The sequence below is a fragment of the Avibacterium volantium genome, from assembly GCF_900635775.1.
Classification (GTDB): domain Bacteria; phylum Pseudomonadota; class Gammaproteobacteria; order Enterobacterales; family Pasteurellaceae; genus Avibacterium; species Avibacterium volantium.
Genome location: NZ_LR134167.1, coordinates 304,726 through 325,735, shown reverse-complemented (window position 1 = coordinate 325,735; position 21,010 = coordinate 304,726). Strand labels below are relative to the sequence as shown.

The window sequence follows — 21,010 nt, the reverse complement described above, 5'->3', positions numbered from 1 at the left end:
TATTTTGATAATTCTATAACGAGAAATAAAGCCACTTAAAATAAAAGTTGGCTTTATTTCTTTTATATCACATCATTGCTGAAATATATTTCAGCATTACCCCTGCTGCGATGGCAGATCCAATAACGCCTGCAACGTTTGGCCCCATTGCGTGCATTAGTAGGAAGTTTTGGTGATCGGCTTCTAAACCAATTTTATTGGCAACGCGTGCGGCCATTGGTACGGCAGAAACCCCCGCTGCGCCAATTAATGGGTTAATTGGATTTTTGCTAAAGCGGTTCATTAATTTCGCCATTAATACGCCAGATGCGGTGCCGATAGCAAAGGCGATCATTCCTAATAATAAAATCCCAAGGGTTTGTGGTTGGAGGAATTTATCCGCCACCAATTTCGCGCCAACGGAAAGCCCTAGGAAAATGGTAACGATGTTGATCAGCGCATTTTGTGCGGTGTCGTTTAAGCGTTCCACCACGCCACTGACGCGCATTAAATTACCAAAACAGAACATTCCCAATAATGGCGCAGCATCAGGTAAGAGCAACGCCACCAGCACTAATAGCACAATCGGGAAAAGAATTTTTTCGCGGTTGCTTACAGTGCGCAGTTGCACCATTCGGATTTTGCGTTCTTGCTGTGAAGTGAGCGCTTTCATAATCGGCGGCTGAATTAATGGCACGAGCGCCATATAAGAATAGGCTGCCACGGCGATCGCACCTAATAATTCAGGGGCGAGTTTGCTCGCAAGGTAAATGGCGGTTGGGCCGTCTGCTCCACCAATAATGCCGATTGCGGCGGCTTGTGGCAGGGTGAAGTCGATAATACCCAGCCAGTTTAAGCCTAATGCACCTAACACCGTAGCAAAGATGCCAAACTGTGCCGCTGCGCCCAATAAGAGCGTGCGTGGGTTGGCGAGCAATGGGCCGAAATCGGTCATTGCCCCTACACCCATAAAGATAATCAGCGGTGCAACGCCATAGCCAATCGCTACTTTGTAGAACAACGCCAACACGCCTGCGGAATAGCCCATATCCCCAGCCATTACTTCCAATTCATTTTGTACAGAGGGCAGCGCATTGTTAAGTGCGGTCTTAATGGACGCAGGATCAGCAATGGTACCGAGTTTGCTTGCTACAATGGCAAGTTGCTCAGCTGTGCCGTTATGCAAAAGGTTATCCAATGCCGTCATTGCTAAGCCTGCTTCAGGGATATTAGAGAGCAATCCACCAAAGCCAATGGGTAACAATAACAGGGGTTCAAATTTGCGTGCGATGGCAAGCCACAAGAGTAGCAGGCTGACGGCAATCATCACTGCCTGTCCCCACTCTAGGTGCATAATGCCCATTCCACGCAGTAAAGACAAAATACTTTCCATTTTTACCCCGCACTTATGCAATCGTTAATAAGGTATCGCCCACGGCAACGGCATCACCAGCTTTCACGCTAATATTTTGCACCGTTCCCGCTTGCGAAGCACGAATTTCGGTTTCCATTTTCATTGCTTCGAGAATGAGCAAAACATCACCCTCTGCCACTTGTTGCCCCTCGGTTGCCACCACTTTCCAAATAGTGCCTGCCATTGGCGCATTCACTGGCGTACCATTTGCTGCTTGCGGTGTGGCTTGCGGCGCGGCAGGCTGTGGAGCTGTTTGTGCAGGTTGAGCTGATGGTGTTGCAGCTGGGGTGATTTGATTAATATCGCCACCCTCGCTTACTTTCACCACAAAGGCTTTGCCTTCTAATTCCACCGTATAAACCGCTGCGCCAGCGGCAGATTGGTTTACAGGTGCGGTGGTTTTTTGTGAAGTTTTTTCTGGCGCTTGTTCCACACTTGGTGCTGGCTCAAAAGCATCAGGGTTGCCACGATTTTCAAGGAATTTCAAACCCACTTGTGGGAACAATGCTACAATAAGCACATCGTCAATTTCATTATCAGACAGTTTGATGCCTTTCTCTTTGGCTTGCTGTTTGATTTCGGCGGTGAGTTTTTCCATTTCAGGCTCAAGGTGATCCGCTGGGCGATCGGTGATCGGCTCTGCACCCTCCAATACACGAGCTTGCAATTCGGCATTCACTGGGGCAGGCGTGCGACCGTATTCACCTTTCAAAATTCCAGCGGTTTCTTTAGCGATGGTTTTATAACGCTCACCCATTAGCACGTTGATCACCGCTTGTGTTCCAACAATTTGCGAGGTTGGCGTTACCAATGGAATATAGCCCAAATCTTCCCGCACTTTTGGAATTTCTTGCAACACTAAATCCAATTTATCGGACGCATTTTGCTGTTTTAATTGGCTTTCAAGGTTAGTGAGCATTCCGCCCGGCACTTGTGCCACTAAAATACGGCTATCCACGCCTTTTAATTGGCCTTCAAATTTATGGTATTTTTTACGCACATTACGGAAATAAGCGGCAATTTTCTCTAATTTTTGAATATCTAACCCCGTGTCATATGGCGTGCCTTTTAAGGTGGCAACAAGGGCTTCCGTGGCGGGGTGTCCGTATGTGCCACTCATTGAAGAAATGGCAGTATCTACGCCGTCCACGCCCGCTTCAATGGCTTTCAACAATGCCATTTCTGCCATTCCCGTGGTGGCGTGGCAATGAAGATGAAGTTGCACATCAAAGCGTTGTTTTATTTCGCTAACTAAGTGATAGGCTTCATTTGGCGTGAGAATGCCCGACATATCTTTGATCACAAGGGAATCAATACCAATTTCTAACAGTTGTTCTGTGGTATCAAGCCAAGTTTGTAAAGTATGCACGGGGCTTGTGGTATAACTTAGTGTGCCTTGTGCGTGGCCGCCATTTTTGCGTACCGCTTTCAGGGCTTGTTGCATATTACGTGGATCGTTCATTGCGTCAAACACACGGAACACGCTCATTCCGTTATGCACGGCACGTTCCACAAAGCGATCTACCACATCATCAGCATAATGGCGATAGCCAAGCAAATTTTGCCCACGCAATAACATTTGTAATGGCGTTTTTGGCATTGCTTTTTTGAGTTCACGCAAACGCACCCAAGGATCTTCCCCTAAAAAACGAATACAAGCGTCAAAGGTTGCGCCGCCCCAAGCTTCAAGCGACCAATAGCCAATTTCATCAAGTTCAGCAGCAATAGGTAACATATCATCAAGGCGTAAACGGGTCGCAAAAAGGGATTGGTGCGCATCACGCAACACAACATCAGTTACGGCAATTTTTTTCTTTTCAACAGTCATTGTATTTTCTCCAAATTAATCAATTTAAAGCCCTTGATTACGGCGATGATGAGCAATCGCCGCCACAATAATTGGGCGTAATCTTTCTAAATCATCTGTTTGAGTGGATTGTGCTTTTATCGGGGAAGGCTGGGTGAGAACAGGCTCAGGAAAAAAGCGGTTTACCAGTTTCGACATTAATCCAATGGCAAAAATTAGGATTAACAAGAAAACCAGCACGAACCCCATTCCTGAAAGCATCAGGTTTATGCCTTCTTGCATAAGTTCAGCGTTTGTCATTTTTATACCTCAAAGATGTAAAACAGCGTTTCGTATCATAGCCTGTTTTTCATTGAAAAAAATTGAACTAGATCACATTGTTGAAAAGGGTTTTTAAAAATTTTCCAATAAAAATTTGGAATAATTGGCAATTTTTATAAAAACGTGGAAAATAACCCCTTTGCTGATCAGAGATAAACCGAAATTTAATGATTTTATTTACCAATCTTTCGTTAAAACGTGGGCAAACGACCTTGCTAGAAAATGCCAACGCCACCATTAATCCTAAGCAAAAAGTGGGCTTAGTGGGTAAAAATGGCTGTGGCAAATCTTCGCTACTTGCCTTATTAAAAAAAGAAATTAGTGCAGAGGGCGGTGAAGTGAGTTACCCCACAAACTGGCAACTGGCTTGGGTAAACCAAGAAACGCCAGCCCTTGCTATTTCCGCCTTGGATTATGTTATTTTAGGCGATCGCCAATATGTGGCATTACAGCAACAGTTAGAGCAAGCCAATCAAAACAATGATGGCAATGCCATTGCGCGCATTCACGAACAATTAGATACCATTGATGCGTGGACAATCCAAGCTCGCGCGGCGGCTTTGTTAAATGGATTAGGCTTTAGCCAAGAAGAACTTAGCCAGCCGGTAAGTGCCTTTTCTGGCGGTTGGCGTATGCGTCTTAATTTGGCACAAGCCTTGCTATGTCCCTCGGATTTACTGCTACTTGATGAACCCACCAACCACTTGGATTTAGATGCAGTGATCTGGCTTGAACGTTGGTTGCAACAATATCAAGGTACGCTGGTGCTGATTTCACACGATCGCGATTTTCTCGATCCTGTGGTGGACAAAATTCTGCACATTGAAAATCAAAAAATAAATGAATACACCGGTGATTATTCTTCTTTTGAAAAACAACGGGCGGAAAAATTAGCCCAACAAACGGCGTTATACCGTCAGCAACAGCAAAAAATCTCGCATTTACAAAAATATATTGACCGCTTTAAAGCCAAAGCAAGCAAGGCAAAGCAAGCACAAAGCCGTGTCAAGGCGTTGGCGAAAATGGAACTCATCGCCCCGGCTTATGTGGATAATCCATTCACTTTTGAATTTCGTGAGCCGCTAGCGTTGCCTAACCCATTGCTTTCAATGGAAAAAGTCAGTGCAGGTTATGAAAATAACGGGCGAACCACGGAAATTCTGAAACAAATCAAATTAAATCTCGTTCCCGGTTCGCGCATTGGTTTGCTCGGTAAAAATGGCGCAGGAAAATCCACGCTGATTAAATTATTAGCGGGAGAAATCACCGCACTTTCTGGCAATATTCAGCTCGCAAAAGGCGTACAGCTTGGTTATTTTGCCCAACATCAGCTGGATACCTTGCGTGCGGAAGAAAGCGCTCTTTGGCATATGCAGCAGCTCGCCCCACAACAAACGGAGCAACAATTACGCACCTATCTCGGCAGTTTCGCCTTTCACGGCGATAAAGTGAATGAGCCTATTGCCACCTTTTCAGGCGGCGAAAAGGCACGTTTGGTGTTGGCATTAATCGTTTGGCAGCGACCAAATTTATTGTTATTAGATGAGCCGACCAACCATTTAGATTTAGATATGCGCCAAGCCCTAACCGAAGCCTTGGTGGATTATCAAGGCTCATTAGTGATTGTTTCCCACGACCGCCATTTATTACGCAACACCGTTGATGAATTTTATTTGGTTCACGATGGGCAAGTGGAAGAGTTTAAAGGCGATTTAGACGATTATCAAAAATGGCTCAACGAACAAAATAGCCAAAGCCAATCTTCTGGCAAAACAGAAAGCAATAGCCAAAATCGTAAAGAGCAAAAACGTAAAGAAGCAGAACTTCGCCAACAGCTCGCACCATTGCGAAAATCTCTCGCCCAATGGGAAAGCAAAATGGAAACCCTATCACAAAAGCTGGCAGACATTGAGCAACAGCTCGCCAACGGTGATCTATACCAAGCAGAAATGAAAGAAAATCTCACCGCACTTTTAAAAGACCAAGCGGAATACAAAAAACAGCTAGACGAAGTCGAAATGGAGTGGTTTGCTGTGCAGGAAGAGATTGAAACGATATTAGGCAGTTAAGCTAAAACAAAAGTGCGGTGCTTTTTTAGGATTTTTTGGGGCGAATGATTCGCCCTTTTGTTTCTTTCTATTAAGGATAGTCTGTTGCGATAAAAACTCCGCAAAATTCCACCGCACTTTATATTTCCTTTTGTATGGAAAATATGAGGGCGTTTAGGAAATGGGGGGAACTGTTTTTCGTTGCATTGCTCGTAATCCATCAATGATGATCAGCCCCATACCGATCATTAAAGATAAAAAGAGCGGGTAATTTTCGGCGTCAATATTTTCTCCGATGAATAGGGAAACGGCGAGCATCATTATGGGTTCAGCGTAGCCGAGTAATCCTAGCACGTTGATCGGCAATAGGCTGCTGGCAACGATGTAAGCATTAAAGGCAATGCCGCTGAGTAAGCCGAGCAGAAATAATAACGATAAAATATTCGGATTAACCAACCGCACTTCTGCAATGTTTACTTGCGCGGCGAAATAGATACACACGGGCAAGGTCAATACCATTTCAATGGCAAAGCTGGTGATGTCGTTAAAGCCGAACCATTTGCGAACCATAAAATAAACGGCGTAAGTGCAAACGGCAATGCTTTCCCAAGAAAGTCCGCCCTTTGCGCTAATGTTAAAGGCGATGCCAATGGCAGCGATGATGATGGCAAGAAATTTCAGCGGGGAAATGCGTTCTTTAAAGAAAATTCGCCCTGCCGCCACTAAAACGAGGGGCAGTAGCAAATAACCAAGGGAAACGCTCAATGCACCGCCGTTGTTTGGTGCCCATAAAAAAAGCCACATTTGAAAGCCCATAATGCTGCCGTTAAACAAAAAAACCAGCAATAACCAAGGTTGTGCTTTGATGCGTTTTAGGTGAGCGATCAACATATATTTTTGGCGGAAAATGAACACGGCGGCAATCACAAAAGGTGCTGTAAAAACAACACGATAGCCAAAAATATCTTCGCCGCTTAATGGCAATAATAATGTGGAAAAATAATAAATATAGCCAAACAACATTGAGGCCAAAAGAGAAAAACCGATACCTTTTACCATAATCCACCTAAAATTCACCAAATTCTTACCGCACTTTACCCCAACATTTGCCAAAATGCACGAACTAAGGGCAAATTGAGTAAGTTCTTTTGTACGCAAATCCCTAAATCGAATGGCTGTACAGGAATATCAATCTCCAAAGTGGAAACCTGTAAATTAAGCGGGCTATTTTGGATCACAATATCAGGCAATAACGCCACGCCGCAACCAAGCGCCACCATTGACACGATCCCTTCGTGTCCTGATACGGTGGCATAAATTTTCGGGTGTTTGATTTTTTTCTGTTGAAACCACTGATCAATCCGCTGTCGAGCAGGTCCTTCCACCGGCAAAATAAAGGGGATTTTTTGCCAATCAATGGGGGTTTGTTGCAATAATTGTGTGGTGGCACAGGCAACGCGTGGGGCGATAAGAGAAAGGGTTATATCATCAATATGATGAAACATCACATTTTGCGGTAAGTGTGCTGGCCGCCCTGCGAGGGCTAAATCCACTTGCTGGCTTTGAATCATCTCTAGCGCCATCGCAGGATCGCCTGTTGTGAGCTGAATTTCCACTTTAGGATAACGCAAGCGGAATTTTTCTAACATTTGCGGCAAATGGCTATAAGCCGCCGTTACCGAGCAAAATAAGCGCAGCTCCCCTTGCAGTTCCTGCTGATTAGAACGAAATTGCTGTTTTAAAGATTGCCATTGTTGCCATTGTGGATAAGCAAATTGCAAAAATAGCTCGCCTGCTGGAGTGAGCGAAACTTTGCGGTTATCACGCAATAACAACGGCTCACCCAGTTCTTCTTCAAGCCGTTTAATTTGCCGTGAAAGGGTGGAGGGCGACATATAATGCTGCCCTGCAGTTTTAGCGAAATTTTTATTTTCCGCTAGGTCGATGAAAAGTTTTAGATCTTGGAAGTTCATTGGTTTTTTCCTTTTATATGAATAACGGATTTCGCCGTTGGCGACTTACTTTCTTTTGCTTTCCCAAAAGAAAGTAAGCAAAGAAAAAGGAACCCCGACTAAATTGCTGTTCTTCGCACCAATAAAATTTTCTTAACGAAAAGTAAGCCCATACTCGCTACGCTGCGTTCAGGCGTTACTTTTCTAAAAATTTTATTTTTGCTCAGGCAATTTACACGGGGAATGATCAACAACATTAATTTACTAACTATATATTGCAGAAACCGCAACATTAAGTTCCAATAATATCAATTTACGCAATCTTTATAAAGGTATAATCTGTCATTGATTATTTTGTAAACCAACTTAACCAAAAGGATAAAAAAATGGCTAATTATTTCAATACATTAAATTTGCGCCAACAGTTAGACCAATTAGGTCGCTGTCGTTTTATGGATCGTGAAGAGTTTTCTGATGAAGCGAATTTCTTAAAAGGCAAAAAAATTGTCATCGTAGGTTGTGGTGCGCAGGGGTTAAATCAAGGTTTAAATATGCGTGATTCAGGCTTAGACATCAGCTATGCGCTACGCCCTGAGGCCATTGCAGAAAAACGTGCTTCTTTCCAACGTGCCACTGAAAACGGTTTCAAAGTGGGCACTTATCAAGAATTAATCCCTACTGCGGATTTAGTGATTAATCTCACCCCTGATAAACAGCACAGCAAAGTGATTGCAGATGTAATGGGTTTAATGAAAGAAGGTGCGGCATTAGGTTATTCACACGGTTTGAACATTGTGGAAGTGGGTGAGCAAATTCGTCCTGATATTACCGTTGTGATGGTTGCGCCAAAATGCCCAGGAACAGAAGTGCGTGAAGAATATAAACGTGGTTTTGGTGTGCCAACGCTTATCGCGGTTCACCCTGAAAATGACCCGAAAGGCGAAGGTATGGCGATTGCTAAGGCTTGGGCGGCAGCCACAGGCGGACACCGTGCCGGCGTGTTAGAGTCTTCATTCGTGGCAGAAGTAAAATCTGACTTAATGGGTGAGCAAACCATTCTTTGCGATATGTTGCAAGCCGGTTCAATCCTTTGCTATGACAAATTAGTCGCAGACGGCAAAGATCCTGCTTATGCTGGAAAATTGGTGCAATTCGGTTGGGAAACTATCACCGAAGCACTCAAACAAGGCGGTATCACTTTAATGATGGATCGCTTATCTAACAGTGCGAAATTGCGTGCCTTTGAACTTGCGGAAGAAATTAAGCAAGAATTAGACTTCTTATTCAAAAAACATATGGACGACATTATCAGCGGCGAGTTTTCTCGTGTGATGATGGAAGACTGGGCAAACGGCGATGCAAACCTATTAAAATGGCGTGAAGAAACGGGCAAAACTGGCTTTGAAAATGCACCAAAAGCGGACGGAATCAAAATCAGCGAACAAGAATATTTTGATAACGGCGTATTAATGGTAGCAATGGTAAAAGCCGGCGTAGAATTGGCGTTCGATACCATGGTTTCTGCAGGTATTTTTGAAGAATCTGCTTATTATGAATCCTTACACGAATTACCATTAATCGCCAACACCATTGCGCGTAAACGCTTATACGAAATGAACGTGGTAATTTCAGACACGGCGGAATACGGTAACTATTTATTCGCTAATGTAGCAACCCCAATTTTAGCCAAAACGGTAATGCAACATTTGCAACGCGGTGATTTAGGTGAACCAACACCAACGGTGGAAATCGACAACATCACTTTACGCGATGTGAATGATGCAATCCGCAACCACCCAATTGAGCTAATCGGTCAAGAATTGCGTGGTTATATGACAGATATGAAACGCATTTCTTCACAAGGATAATCACTTGTTTTAAATAGAAAGCCAGCTATGATGCTGGCTTTTTTGTTGATAAAAAATTTGCAAAAAATGCACCGCACTTTCTCTAATGGGCAAAATAAAATGAACTAATTGGCGAATAAATTGACAATATTAGGAAAGATGATAACGAGAGGAAACTTCTATGGACTTTAACCAAATTTTAAATCAAGTATTCAACGTAGCTAAAGATCAGTTAGGCAAAACAATGAACGGCAATTCCACCGCAGATAAAATTACCAAAGTAGGCGGCGGTGCAGCAGCGATTGGCTTACTTTCAATGATTTTTGGACGTAACGGTGGAGCAAGTCTGACAAAGTTAGGTTCTCTTGCGGCACTAGGTAGCTTAGCCTATCAGGCTTATCAACAATATCAGCAAAAAAATTCACAAAATTCTACCGCACTTGATTCCACGCTTAGCGAAGAAACCTTTGTGGGTACCGCAGAAAAAGCAACTTCAGGGCAGTTAATTTTGCAAACGATGATTGCAGCGGCGGCTGCTGATGGGGCGATTACCGATGAGGAAAAACAACTCATCATCACGGAAGCGGGCAATGATCCTGAAGTCTATCACTGGTTGCAGCAACAAATTGAGCAACCTATTTCTATCGCACAAATTGCACAACAAGTAGGCAACGACACAGCCTTGGCTTCACAAGTTTATTTGGCAGCTCGTGTGGTGTGCGGTGAGTTAGATCGTAAAGAAATTGTTTTTCTTGCTAATCTTGCCACGGCGTTAAATCTTGATGATGCTTTAGTTGAACAATTAGAAAAACAAGCCGGCTTCTAATTTCTTCAAGAATTGCGTTTGAAATAAACGGTGTGTTTAAACAACACGCCGTTTTTTATTTTTATGGTTTATGGATTGATGCAATAAAGAAATAATCTCCCGTTTTTGTAAAGAGAAGTTAGCGGGAGATTAAAGAAGAACGAGGAAAAATTAAAGTGCGGTGGAATTTTTACTTATTTTCTTGTTTTTTCACTTCGTCCCACAATAGATCAAGTTCTGCTAGTGTGCTGGTTTGTAAAGATTTTCCTTGCTGTTTTGCTAAGGTTTCTAGTTGACGAAAACGGCGTTCAAATTTTTGATTGGCTTTGCGTAAGGCTTCTTCTGGCGCAGTTTTTGAATGGCGGCTTAAATTAACGACAGAAAAAAGCAAATCACCGATTTCTTCTTCAATTTTTGCCTGATCTTGTTGTGGGCGAGCAAGCTCAGCTTGCACTTCTTGTAATTCTTCTTGCACTTTGGCGATTACAGGTTGCACGTTATCCCAATCAAATCCCACTTTGGCGCAGCGTTTTTGTAATTTTTCTGCGCGCATTAAGGCAGGGAAAGCGTGGGGAATGTTGTCTAAAATGGATTGACGAGTTTTGTTTTCTTCCGCTTTAACCTTGTTCCAATGGCTGAGCGCTTCTTGTTCGTTGTGGGCTTTTTCTTCACCAAAAACGTGTGGGTGGCGGCGCAGAATTTTTTCTGCCACTCCATTGACCACATCATCAAAGGTGAACAACTTATCTTCTTTGGCAAGTTGGCTGAAAAAGACCACTTGGAGCAGTAAATCGCCCAGTTCTTCGCGCAAATTTGCTGTGTTTTGCTGTTCAATGGCTTCGACCACTTCATAACTTTCTTCTAATAAGCAAGGGATCATTGATTGATAAGTTTGCTCTAGATCCCAAGGACAGCCTCCATTTGGATCGCGTAGTTTGGCAATGAGTTGTACAAAATCTTGAATAGAATGGTTCATTTTGGTCCTTTATTTGTTGCGGTTGGCGTGCAAGAAGTGGGGCGATAATAGCACAATGTTTAGCGGGCTTGAGTAAAAATTTATGGCGGATTGCTATTTTTTTACAAATAAAAATAAATGTTTTTTCTAAAACGTGATCCAGTGCATATTTTTTTTATAGCACTAGTGTTAGTATTACCATAAAAGAAGTTGATTAACCTCTCAAGAAGATAAGGAGTTAGTTATGTACAAACACATTTTAGTTGCTGTTGATCTTTCTGAAGAAAGTGCATTCTTAGTGGAAAAAGCGGCGGGTGTTGCAAAACGCAATGAGGCAAGATTATCCATTATCCACGTTGATGTAAATTTCTCTGATCTTTATACGGGGTTAATTGATGTGAATATGTCTTCAATGCAAGACCGTATTTCCACTGAAACTCACCAAGCGTTGGTGCAATTAGCGGAGCAATCTAGTTATCCTGTTTCAGAGAAATTAAGTGGTAGCGGTGATTTAGGACAGGTTTTGGCTGACGCTATTGATAAATATGATGTGGATTTATTAGTAACCGGTCATCACCAAGATTTCTGGAGCAAATTGATGTCTTCTACTCGCCAAGTAATGAATACTATTAATGTTGATATGTTAGTTGTTCCATTACGCGAAGAATAGTAATTTAGCTGATTTATTCTCACTTGTGATCTGTACTTTGGCGATGAAGAATTTCATCACTAAAAGTGCAGGTCCTTTTTATTTTTAGGATTGAAAAATGTTTTTTCTAAATTGCAAAAAATGTGCCAAAATAGCACAATTCACAACGAATTTAATGAAGATAGAATAAGGCAAAATTTAATGAAAACAACCGCAGAAATTAGAAAATCTTTTCTCGATTTTTTCCATAGTAAAGGACACCAAATTGTCCCAAGCAGTTCGCTTGTCCCTGAAAATGATCCAACATTATTGTTCACCAACGCGGGAATGAACCAATTTAAAGATGTATTTCTTGGTTTAGACAAGCGCCCTTACAGCCGTGCGACAACCGCACAACGCTGTGTACGTGCAGGCGGAAAACATAACGATTTAGAAAACGTGGGCTATACCGCGCGTCATCACACCTTCTTTGAAATGCTAGGAAATTTCAGCTTTGGTGATTATTTTAAACAAGATGCCATTCATTTTGCGTGGGAATATCTCACATCAGATGCGTGGTTAGGTTTACCAAAAGAAAAACTTTGGGTTACCGTGTATGAAACCGATGATGAGGCTTATGACATTTGGCATAAACAAATTGGCGTGCCAGCAGAGCGCATTATTCGCATTGGTGATAATAAAGGCTCGCCTTATGCGTCAGATAACTTCTGGCAAATGGGTGATACAGGCCCGTGTGGCCCTTGTACTGAAATTTTCTACGATCACGGTGATCATATTTGGGGTGGCCCACCGGGTTCACCTGAAGAAGATGGCGATCGCTATATTGAGATCTGGAATATCGTATTTATGCAGTTCAACCGTCAAGCAGACGGCACAATGGAAAAATTACCAAAACCGTCTGTGGATACAGGAATGGGCTTAGAGCGTATTACCGCCGTGTTACAGCACGTTAATTCCAACTACGATATTGATATTTTTAAAACACTTATCGCAAAAGCGGCAGAATTAACAGGCGAGAAAGATTTAGGTAATAAATCCTTGCGCGTTATCGCAGACCATATTCGTTCGTGCGCTTATTTGATCGCAGATGGTGTATTGCCTTCTAACGAAGGGCGCGGTTATGTGTTGCGCCGTATTATCCGCCGTGCGGTACGCCACGGACATTTACTTGGCGCGAAAGAAGCCTTTTTCTACAAACTTGTGCCAACTCTTGCAGAAGTGATGGCAGAAGCAGGTCAAGAGATCAAAGAAAATCAAGCGCATATTGAAAAGGTTTTACGTTTAGAAGAAGAGCAATTTGCGCGCACTTTAGAGCGTGGTTTAGCGCTATTAGATGACGCCTTAAGCCAAGTGAAAGACGGCGTGCTTTCTGGCGAAGTGGCATTCAAACTTTATGATACCTTTGGTTTCCCACTCGATCTTACAGCCGATGTGTGCCGTGAACGTGGCATCACTATTGATGAAGCCGGCTTTGAACGTGAAATGGAAGCACAACGCCAGCGCGCGCAATCAGCCAGCCAATTTGGTATGGATTATAACAACGTCATTCGTGTGGACGGTTCAACCGCATTTGAAGGTTATAGCGAGTCAGAAAGTCTTGCAAAAGTTACCGCACTTTTCTACGAGGGCAAACCGGTAGAACAAATCAGCGCAGGACAAAGTGCGGTGGTAATTTTGGAAAATACCCCATTTTATGCGGAGTCTGGTGGTCAAGTGGGCGATACAGGGCGTTTAGAAGGGCAAAACTTCTTATTCAACGTTACCGATACGCAAAAATATGGTCAAGTATTTGGGCATATTGGTGCGCTTGCAGAAGGCACATTAAGCGTTGGGCAATCGGTGAATGCGGTTGTTGATGTAGCGCGCCGTAAACAAATTTCCTTAAACCACAGTGCAACGCACTTGTTACACGCCGCATTACGCCAAGTGCTAGGCAAGCACGTTGCACAAAAAGGTTCATTGGTATCAGACAATTTATTGCGTTTTGACTTTGCACAACCTGAAGCCATTTCTAAAGAACAACTATTTGAAGTGGAAAAATTAGTCAACCAACAAGTGCGCGCTAATCACCCTATTCAAACAGAAATTATGGATTTAGATGCCGCTAAAGAAAAAGGTGCAATGGCATTATTTGGAGAAAAATACGCTGAACAAGTGCGTGTTCTCACAATGGGTGATTTTTCTATTGAACTTTGTGGCGGGATTCACGCTCAATATACTGGTGAAATAGGTTTATTCAAAATCATCAGTGAAAGTGCTATTGCAGCGGGTATTCGCCGTATTGAAGCAGTAACGGGCGAAACTGCCATTGATTGGCTTCACCAACAGCTTGGTGCGCTAAATCAAAGCGCAGACTTATTAAAATCTGATGTTTCTTCGCTGACGGATAAAATCCAACAATTACAAGACAAAGCGAAGAAAGCAGAAAAAGAATTGCAACAACTCAAAGAGAAAGCTGCGATGCAAGCTGGATCGGATATTGCAAAAAGTGCGGTGAAAATTAACGGTGTTTCCGTGGTATTACAGCAACTTGACGGTGTGGAAACAAAATCGCTGCGTGTAATGGTTGATGATTTGAAAAATCAACTTGGCTCTGCGGTGATAGCCTTTATTTCTGTATTTGAAGGTAAAGTAAATTTAGTGGTAGGCGTAACTGCTGATTTAACTGCAAAAGTCAAAGCAGGTGAGCTTGTTAATCTGATGGCTCAGCAAGTAGGCGGAAAAGGCGGTGGTCGTCCTGATATGGCAATGGCAGGCGGTTCACAGCCTGAGAATGTCGAAAAAGCCCTTGCCGTTTGCGCTGACTGGTTAAATTCTCACTTATAAAATAAAAATTTTGTGCCGTAGCTCACAACTTTGCATTTCAGTCATCACGTTGTGAGCATAAGTACGGTAATATTTAGGGGTGATGTACCCTTGGATATAAGGGGTAAATGATCGATAGGGATGTCGAATAAAGGAAATGAGGAGGTTGTATGCTAATCTTAACCAGAAAAGTTGGCGAAAGCTTACTCATTGGTGATGAGATTTCTATTACGATATTAAGTGTTCGTGGTAATCAGATCAAAGTGGGTGTGAATGCCCCAAAAGAAGTGTCTGTCTATCGAGAAGAAATTTACCAACGTATTAGAGAAGCAAAAGATGAGCAATCATCTTAATTAAGAAAAGGAAGTGGATGTTATGGGTAAATTAACTTGTTTTAAAGCGTATGATATTCGTGGTCGTTTGGGCGATGAATTGAATGTGGATATTGTCTATCGCATTGGTCGAGCATTTGGACAGTTTTTAAAGCCTAAAACTATCGTTGTTGGTGGTGATGTGCGTTTAACCAGTAAAGAATTAAAAAGTGCCGTAACAAACGGTCTATTAGACTCTGGGGTAAACGTGATTGATTTAGGCGAAACGGGAACCGAGGAAGTTTACTTCGCCACTTCTTTTCTTAAAGCCGATGGCGGAATTGAAGTAACCGCAAGCCATAATCCGATGGATTACAATGGCTTAAAATTGGTGCGTGAGGGTTCACGTCCAATTAGTGCGGATACTGGGCTTGCTGATATTCAACGCTTAGCAGAGGAAAATAATTTTCCACCTGTTACGCAACGTGGTGAATATAAGCAACTTTCCGTGTTAGGTGATTACGTTGAGCATTTATTATCTTATATCAATTTAGATAATTTAAAACCAATGAAATTGGTGATTAACTCAGGAAATGGCGCAGCAGGGCACGTTATTGATGCCATTGAAGCGCAATTCCGAGCAAAACGTGTGCCGGTGGAATTTATTAAAGTGCATAACAATCCAGATGGTACATTCCCAAATGGGATTCCAAACCCAATCTTGCACGAAAATCGTCAAGATACCATTGATGCCGTACTTGAGCATAAAGCGGATATGGGCATTGCCTTTGACGGTGATTTTGACCGCTGTTTCTTATTCGATGAAAATGGTAACTTTATTGAGGGTTACTACATTGTTGGGTTACTTGGTCAAGCCTTCTTGCAAAAAAATAAAGGGGCGAAAATCATTTATGATCCACGTTTAATTTGGAATACGGTTAAATTGGTGGAAGAAAATGGCGGTGAGGCAGTAATGTCGAAATCAGGCCACTCTTTCATTAAAGAAAAAATGCGTGCCGTTGATGCCATTTATGGTGGGGAAATGAGCGCACACCACTATTTCCGTGATTTCTTCTACTGCGACAGTGGAATGATCCCTTGGTTATTAGTGATGGAACTTGTGTGTACCACAGGCAAATCATTAGGCGAATTAGTTAATGAAAGTATTAATACTTTCCCATCTCCGGGCGAAATTAATAGTAAATTAACCGATGCCAAAGCGGCAATCGCCCGTGTTCGTGCCGCCTATGAAAAAGAGGCGATTTCAGTAGATGAAATTGATGGTATCAGCATTGAATATCCAAATTGGCGTTTCAATTTGCGTACATCAAACACTGAACCTGTGGTACGTTTAAACCTTGAAACGCGTGGCGATAAAGAGTTAATGGCGGAAAAAACAGAAGAAATTCTGGCATTATTACGTCAATAATTTGCGAAAAAAGCACCGCACTTTTGTTTGCGGCATCGCTTATCAAAGTGGCTATCTGAGATAGCCGCTTTGCTATTTTTGCAACGACCCCATTATTAAAGTGCGGTTGTTTTTTTAGAAATTTTTACAAAAGGAAAACCAATGAAAGTCATTATTCCTGTTGCAGGTCTTGGGACGCGAATGTTACCTGCGACAAAAGCCATTCCTAAAGAAATGCTAACCCTTGTGGATAAGCCATTGATCCAGTATGTGGTGAATGAGTGCGCGGCAGCAGGGGTAAAAGAAATTGTCCTTGTTACCCACTCTTCAAAAAATGCCATTGAAAACCATTTTGATACCTCTTTTGAATTGGAAACAATGTTGGAAAAGCGGGTAAAACGCCAATTATTAGAAGAAGTGCGTTCTATTTGCCCGAAAGACGTAACCATTATGCACGTTCGTCAGGGTAATGCTAAAGGCTTAGGGCACGCGGTGTTATGTGCCTTGCCTGTTGTGGGTAAAGAGCCTTTTGCGGTGGTGCTGCCTGATGTATTACTCACCGATTTCAGTGCTGATCAGCGTAAAGAAAACCTCGCGGCAATGATCAAACGCTTTCAAGAAACCAACGCCAGCCAAATCTTGGTTGAGCCAGTATCTGAGCAAGACATCAGTAGTTATGGTATTGTCGATTGCGAAGGCGTGCAGTTTAACCCTGGCGAAAGCGCGAAGATTAAACGCATCGTAGAAAAACCAGCGGTGGAAGATGCGCCGTCTAATCTTGCTGTGGTGGGGCGCTATGTGTTCTCCGCAAGCATTTGGGATCTATTGGCAAAAACGCCAGTGGGCGTGGGCGATGAGATTCAGCTCACCGATGCTATTGATATGTTAATCGAAAAAGAAACTGTTGAGGCCTTTTATCAAACAGGTGGCAATTTCGATTGCGGGGACAAATTAGGCTATATGCAAGCCTTTGTGGAATATGGCGTAAATCATCCTAAACTGGGCAGTGAGTTTCGTGCTTATTTGAAGAAATTTGTGAAAACCCTTTGATATTTCTATTCAGTAAAGGAATTATAGTTAAACATAATTCCTTTTTACTTTTCTTGTGTGATGGATAAATTTTTAAATATTGTCCAATTTTTCCCCTTACTTTTAAGTAATTTTCAGATTTTCTGTGATAATTCCTGAAAAAATTAAATCCACCTTGACAAAAAAATCATAAAACCCTATAACTTCTCGGTTTTCTAGTGAAAAATCATTTGGTTTATTCATTCATATAAAATTAAATACTTGATTTTTAGAGGTTAATAAAATGTTATCTGGAAAAGATATTGCTGTTTTGGGAATGATGATTTTCTCCCTATTTTTAGGGGCAGGAAACATTATTTTTCCACCAATGGAAGGCTATCACGCAGGGAATGTATGGTTTTGGGGCGCGTTAGGTTTTCTATTAACCGGTGTGTTAATGCCTTTCATCACCTTGATTGTTGTTACCTTAAAAGGGCGTGGCGAGGCGCTATCGGTTGATTTGCCAAAATGGGCGCACGTTACATTCTGGACAATTTTGTATTTGGTGATTGGTTCAACTTTTGCAATGCCAAGGGTAACCAATGTGGCTTATGAAATGGCTTGGCAGCCGTTGAATTTATTCTCTGGCGAATATTCCCATATTATTTTTGTAACGATTTTTAATTTAATTGGTATGGGATTTATGCTTGGGCGCAGCACAATGATTTCCAGTATTGGGAAATTTATGGCGCCAGCTTTGCTTGTTTTATTGGTGATTGTTGCCTTTGAAGTGGTCAATTATCCGCTTTCTCCGATCGTTGAGCCAAGTGGCGCTTATCAAGATCATTCAGCAGTTGCCACAGGTTTGATCGGCGGTTATCAAACGATGGACGTACTTTCTGCAATGGCATTTGGTGGTATTGTGGCGCGCGCTTTGGCAGTGAAAGGCGTGTCAGATAAAAAAGCGATTGTGCGCTACACGCTGATTGCAGGCACGGTTTCCGTTGTGCTACTCAGTTTGCTTTATTTGTGCTTATTCTATTTAGGTGCAACAGGGGAGCAAGTTGCAAAAACCTCAAGCAATGGCGGCCAGCTTTTCGCTCAATATGTGAACGTATTGTTTGGGCGTGAGGGCTCTTGGATTATGAGTGGTATCGTGCTTTTAGCCAATTTAACCACCCTTGTGGGCGTAACCAGTGCTTGTGCGGACTATTTCTCAAAATTCCACCCACGTTTAAATTACACGTTCTTTGTGGTGTTATTTACCATCAGCACCATTATTATTTCCGAAACAGGGCTAAACACCTTATTACGCGTTACAATTCCTGCGTTATTGCTGATCTACCCTATCGCCATTATGCTCGTTGCAATGCAACTGTTACGCGAAAAATTAGGCATTAGCCGCACAGGTTATAACTTAATTATTGGAATTACCGCCTTGTTTAGTATTACAGATAGCCTAAAAAATATGGAATTATTACCGCACTTTATTCAAAGCCTATTAGAAAAAGTGCCATTACATCAAGAGGGCTTAACCTGGTTACTGCCAACATTGCTAATGGTTGTGTTATGCACCTTGTTTAAAGCAAAAAAAGTTTCCGACTAATTTCCAAGCCCTCCATTGTGAGGGCTTAATTTTAAAGTGCGGTGGTTTTTTTATTATTTTGATCTTTCATTATTCAGCGGTAAAATTCGCACACCGAAATTGAATGAGAAAAAATTATGTTAGATATTGTGCTATATGAGCCAGAAATTCCGCAAAATACAGGGAATATTATCCGTCTTTGTGCGAATACTGGCTTTCGTTTACATTTAATTGAGCCACTTGGCTTTACTTGGGACGACAAACGGTTACGCCGTTCAGGATTGGATTATCACGAATTTGCAGAAATTAAAAAGCACAAAACCTTTTCCGATTTTCTTGCAGCGGAACAGCCTAAACGCCTGTTTGCGATGACAACCAAAGGGCGGCTAGCACATAGCCAAGTTTCCTTTCAAGCTGGGGATTATTTAATGTTTGGGCCGGAAACCCGCGGTATTCCAATGGCGATTTTAGACGAAATGCCAATGGAACAGAAAATTCGTATTCCAATGACAGAAAATAGCCGTAGTATGAATTTATCTAATTCTGTTGCAGTGGCTGTTTATGAAGCGTGGCGACAACTTAATTATGCAGGGGCGATTAATTTTGACCCAGAGTTATAACAAATAAGGCACGGGAGAACCCGTGCCTTTTGTTTGTTTTACGATTAATAATAAGAATGCTCACCGCGTTGATGTTCGGTTACGTCTTTCGCCCCTTTTAATTCATCTGGGAACAAGCTCACCAGCTGTTTTTCAATGCCATCTTTTAGCGTCACATCGACCATTGAACAGCCGTTACAGCCACCGCCAAATTGTAAAATTGCATAACCATCTTCAGTCAGATCAATTAAGGTGATATGCCCACCGTGCCCTGCTAGTTGCGGATTAATTTGGGTTTGAATAACATATTCCACGCGTTCAATTAAAGGTGCATCATCTGCCACTTTACGCATTTTCGCATTTGGCGCTTTAAGGGTAAGCTGCGAGCCTAATTCTTCTGTAACATAATCAATTTCCGCGTCTTCCAAAAATGGTAAGCTCACTTCATCAACAAAGGCGGAAAAAGTATCATATTTCATTTCTGTATCTGTCGCTTCCACGCTGTTTGGTGGGCAATAAGACACCCCACATTCCGCACTTGGCGTGCCGGGATTCACCACAAAAATGCGGATATTCGTACCTTCTTCTTGCTGATCTAATAAACGGCGAAAATGCGCTTGCGCCGCGTCAGAAATCGTAATTTGTTGCATTATTTATTCCTCAGTAATACTTGAGCTAGATAGTCAGGCATCATACCGCTAGATAGACTTTTTTTCCACCTTTTCTTTTATTCGGTGTTTTCTATAATCAAGGAATTGCTAAGTATGGAAAGCCCGCGCTAACCCCCAAACTTGAATATTTTCCACCCCTAATTGACGAAAATGTTTAGCGATTTCGTTTAAGGTTGAACCTGTGGTGATCACATCATCAACCAACGCAATGGAACGATAATTTATCTCTTGATTAGCAAATTTAAAGGCGTGTTTTAAATTTTGTCTGCGCGCTTTAGCGTTTAAACCAAGCTGAGGCGGTGTTCGTTTTATCCGTTGAATAAAGTGCGAATGGCAAGGAATATTCAGCCATTTGGCTAAGCATTTGGCGATTAAATCAGCTTGATTATAACCTCGCCTCCATTGACGAAAATGGTGCAATGGCACGGGAAAAATCGCTTGTGGAAAGTGTAGGGAATGCTGGCGTCTTGCTTCATAAACAGCTAACAGAAGCAAGCGTGCTAAGGTTCTGTCTAACCAAAAGAGATGGTGGAATTTGAATTGCTGAATTAATTCCGATATAGGAGGATCATATTTGCTTATAATGACTATTTGATCCCAAAGAGGAGTAGCAGTTGTGCAATGTCCACAATGTTTAACGTAACTCGGGGTTGGCATTCCGCAACAACCACAATAGATGTAACGTTTCATTGCTTTACTGCAAGTTGTGCATATACCCTGTTTCGCTTGTGATAAAACTTGTTGGCATAATACACAACGAAAACCGAAAAAATTCACCAATTTTTCCACCGCACTTCTCTTTTGGTTGAACTCACTATAATTGATTTTTCTGAGAAAAAAACTTTT

General features: G+C 42.2%; 18 protein-coding genes. 10 read left to right on the top strand and 8 right to left on the bottom strand.

The genetic code is table 11. From position 1 onward, the window contains the following. Window positions 1–67 precede the first annotated feature (67 nt). From ELZ61_RS01630 to ELZ61_RS01620, 3 genes are read right to left on the bottom strand one after another with little or no spacing between them, the layout of a single operon-like run. Window positions 68–1,372 (bottom strand): sodium ion-translocating decarboxylase subunit beta, encoded by a 1,305-nt coding sequence (locus ELZ61_RS01630; RefSeq protein ID WP_126370978.1) that lies wholly within the window; start codon window positions 1,370–1,372, stop codon window positions 68–70. A gap of 13 nt (window positions 1,373–1,385) precedes the next feature. Further along, window positions 1,386–3,221, bottom strand: coding sequence for a sodium-extruding oxaloacetate decarboxylase subunit alpha (gene oadA, locus ELZ61_RS01625; RefSeq protein ID WP_126370977.1), 1,836 nt, complete (start codon window positions 3,219–3,221; stop codon window positions 1,386–1,388). A gap of 24 nt (window positions 3,222–3,245) precedes the next feature. Continuing rightward, window positions 3,246–3,500: an oxaloacetate decarboxylase subunit gamma gene (locus ELZ61_RS01620; RefSeq protein WP_103854285.1), complete on the bottom strand. Its 255-nt coding sequence runs from the start codon at window positions 3,498–3,500 to the stop codon at window positions 3,246–3,248. A 188-nt stretch (window positions 3,501–3,688) separates the two neighbouring features. Between ELZ61_RS01620 and ELZ61_RS01615 the strand changes: the two genes are divergently transcribed. Beyond that, a complete protein-coding gene (locus ELZ61_RS01615) occupies window positions 3,689–5,590 on the top strand; it encodes an ABC transporter ATP-binding protein (RefSeq protein ID WP_126370975.1) in 1,902 nt (633 codons plus the stop codon). Window positions 5,591–5,743: 153 nt separating this feature from the next. Here the strand turns inward: ELZ61_RS01615 and rarD are convergent, their stop codons facing one another. Both rarD and ilvY read right to left on the bottom strand, forming a co-directional pair. Beyond that, on the bottom strand, window positions 5,744–6,628 hold the full coding sequence (gene rarD, locus ELZ61_RS01610) for an EamA family transporter RarD (protein WP_126370973.1): 885 nt from the start codon (window positions 6,626–6,628) through the stop codon (window positions 5,744–5,746). A gap of 35 nt (window positions 6,629–6,663) precedes the next feature. Continuing rightward, complete coding sequence (ilvY, locus tag ELZ61_RS01605) at window positions 6,664–7,542, bottom strand: HTH-type transcriptional activator IlvY (RefSeq protein WP_126370970.1); 879 nt, start codon at window positions 7,540–7,542, stop codon at window positions 6,664–6,666. Window positions 7,543–7,907: 365 nt separating this feature from the next. Here ilvY and ilvC point away from each other — a divergent pair, with 365 nt between their 5' ends. Together ilvC and ELZ61_RS01595 are read left to right on the top strand one after the other, a co-directional pair. After that, window positions 7,908–9,389 (top strand): ketol-acid reductoisomerase, encoded by a 1,482-nt coding sequence (gene ilvC / locus ELZ61_RS01600; protein ID WP_126370968.1) that lies wholly within the window; start codon window positions 7,908–7,910, stop codon window positions 9,387–9,389. 160 nt (window positions 9,390–9,549) lie between these two features. Continuing rightward, on the top strand, window positions 9,550–10,194 hold the full coding sequence (locus ELZ61_RS01595; protein WP_126370966.1) for a tellurite resistance TerB family protein: 645 nt from the start codon (window positions 9,550–9,552) through the stop codon (window positions 10,192–10,194). 169 nt (window positions 10,195–10,363) lie between these two features. Here ELZ61_RS01595 and mazG read toward each other — a convergent pair whose 3' ends face one another. Then, window positions 10,364–11,149, bottom strand: coding sequence for a nucleoside triphosphate pyrophosphohydrolase (gene mazG, locus ELZ61_RS01590; RefSeq protein ID WP_126370965.1), 786 nt, complete (start codon window positions 11,147–11,149; stop codon window positions 10,364–10,366). A gap of 223 nt (window positions 11,150–11,372) precedes the next feature. Here mazG and uspA point away from each other — a divergent pair, with 223 nt between their 5' ends. The 7 genes from uspA (at window position 11,373) to trmL (ending at window position 19,514) form a co-directional block, all read left to right on the top strand. Further along, window positions 11,373–11,798 (top strand): universal stress protein UspA, encoded by a 426-nt coding sequence (gene uspA / locus ELZ61_RS01585; RefSeq protein WP_103854345.1) that lies wholly within the window; start codon window positions 11,373–11,375, stop codon window positions 11,796–11,798. Window positions 11,799–11,978: 180 nt separating this feature from the next. Next, a complete protein-coding gene (alaS, locus tag ELZ61_RS01580; RefSeq protein WP_126370963.1) occupies window positions 11,979–14,603 on the top strand; it encodes an alanine--tRNA ligase in 2,625 nt (874 codons plus the stop codon). Window positions 14,604–14,752: 149 nt separating this feature from the next. Continuing rightward, a complete protein-coding gene (csrA, locus tag ELZ61_RS01575; RefSeq protein ID WP_103854347.1) occupies window positions 14,753–14,935 on the top strand; it encodes a carbon storage regulator CsrA in 183 nt (60 codons plus the stop codon). Between the two features lie 22 nt (window positions 14,936–14,957). Further along, complete coding sequence (locus tag ELZ61_RS01570) at window positions 14,958–16,322, top strand: phosphohexomutase domain-containing protein (RefSeq protein WP_103854348.1); 1,365 nt, start codon at window positions 14,958–14,960, stop codon at window positions 16,320–16,322. A 141-nt stretch (window positions 16,323–16,463) separates the two neighbouring features. Then, window positions 16,464–17,351: a UTP--glucose-1-phosphate uridylyltransferase GalU gene (galU, locus tag ELZ61_RS01565; RefSeq protein WP_126370961.1), complete on the top strand. Its 888-nt coding sequence runs from the start codon at window positions 16,464–16,466 to the stop codon at window positions 17,349–17,351. 262 nt (window positions 17,352–17,613) lie between these two features. Then, window positions 17,614–18,915 (top strand): branched-chain amino acid transport system II carrier protein, encoded by a 1,302-nt coding sequence (gene brnQ / locus ELZ61_RS01560; RefSeq protein ID WP_126370959.1) that lies wholly within the window; start codon window positions 17,614–17,616, stop codon window positions 18,913–18,915. 116 nt (window positions 18,916–19,031) lie between these two features. After that, on the top strand, window positions 19,032–19,514 hold the full coding sequence (gene trmL / locus ELZ61_RS01555) for a tRNA (uridine(34)/cytosine(34)/5-carboxymethylaminomethyluridine(34)-2'-O)-methyltransferase TrmL (protein ID WP_126370958.1): 483 nt from the start codon (window positions 19,032–19,034) through the stop codon (window positions 19,512–19,514). A 44-nt stretch (window positions 19,515–19,558) separates the two neighbouring features. Here trmL and nfuA read toward each other — a convergent pair whose 3' ends face one another. Both nfuA and ELZ61_RS01545 read right to left on the bottom strand, forming a co-directional pair. Further along, a complete protein-coding gene (nfuA, locus tag ELZ61_RS01550) occupies window positions 19,559–20,143 on the bottom strand; it encodes a Fe-S biogenesis protein NfuA (protein WP_103854352.1) in 585 nt (194 codons plus the stop codon). A gap of 108 nt (window positions 20,144–20,251) precedes the next feature. Next, window positions 20,252–20,941, bottom strand: a complete 690-nt coding sequence (locus ELZ61_RS01545; protein ID WP_126373538.1) for an amidophosphoribosyltransferase — start codon at window positions 20,939–20,941, stop codon at window positions 20,252–20,254. Window positions 20,942–21,010: the final 69 nt, after the last annotated feature.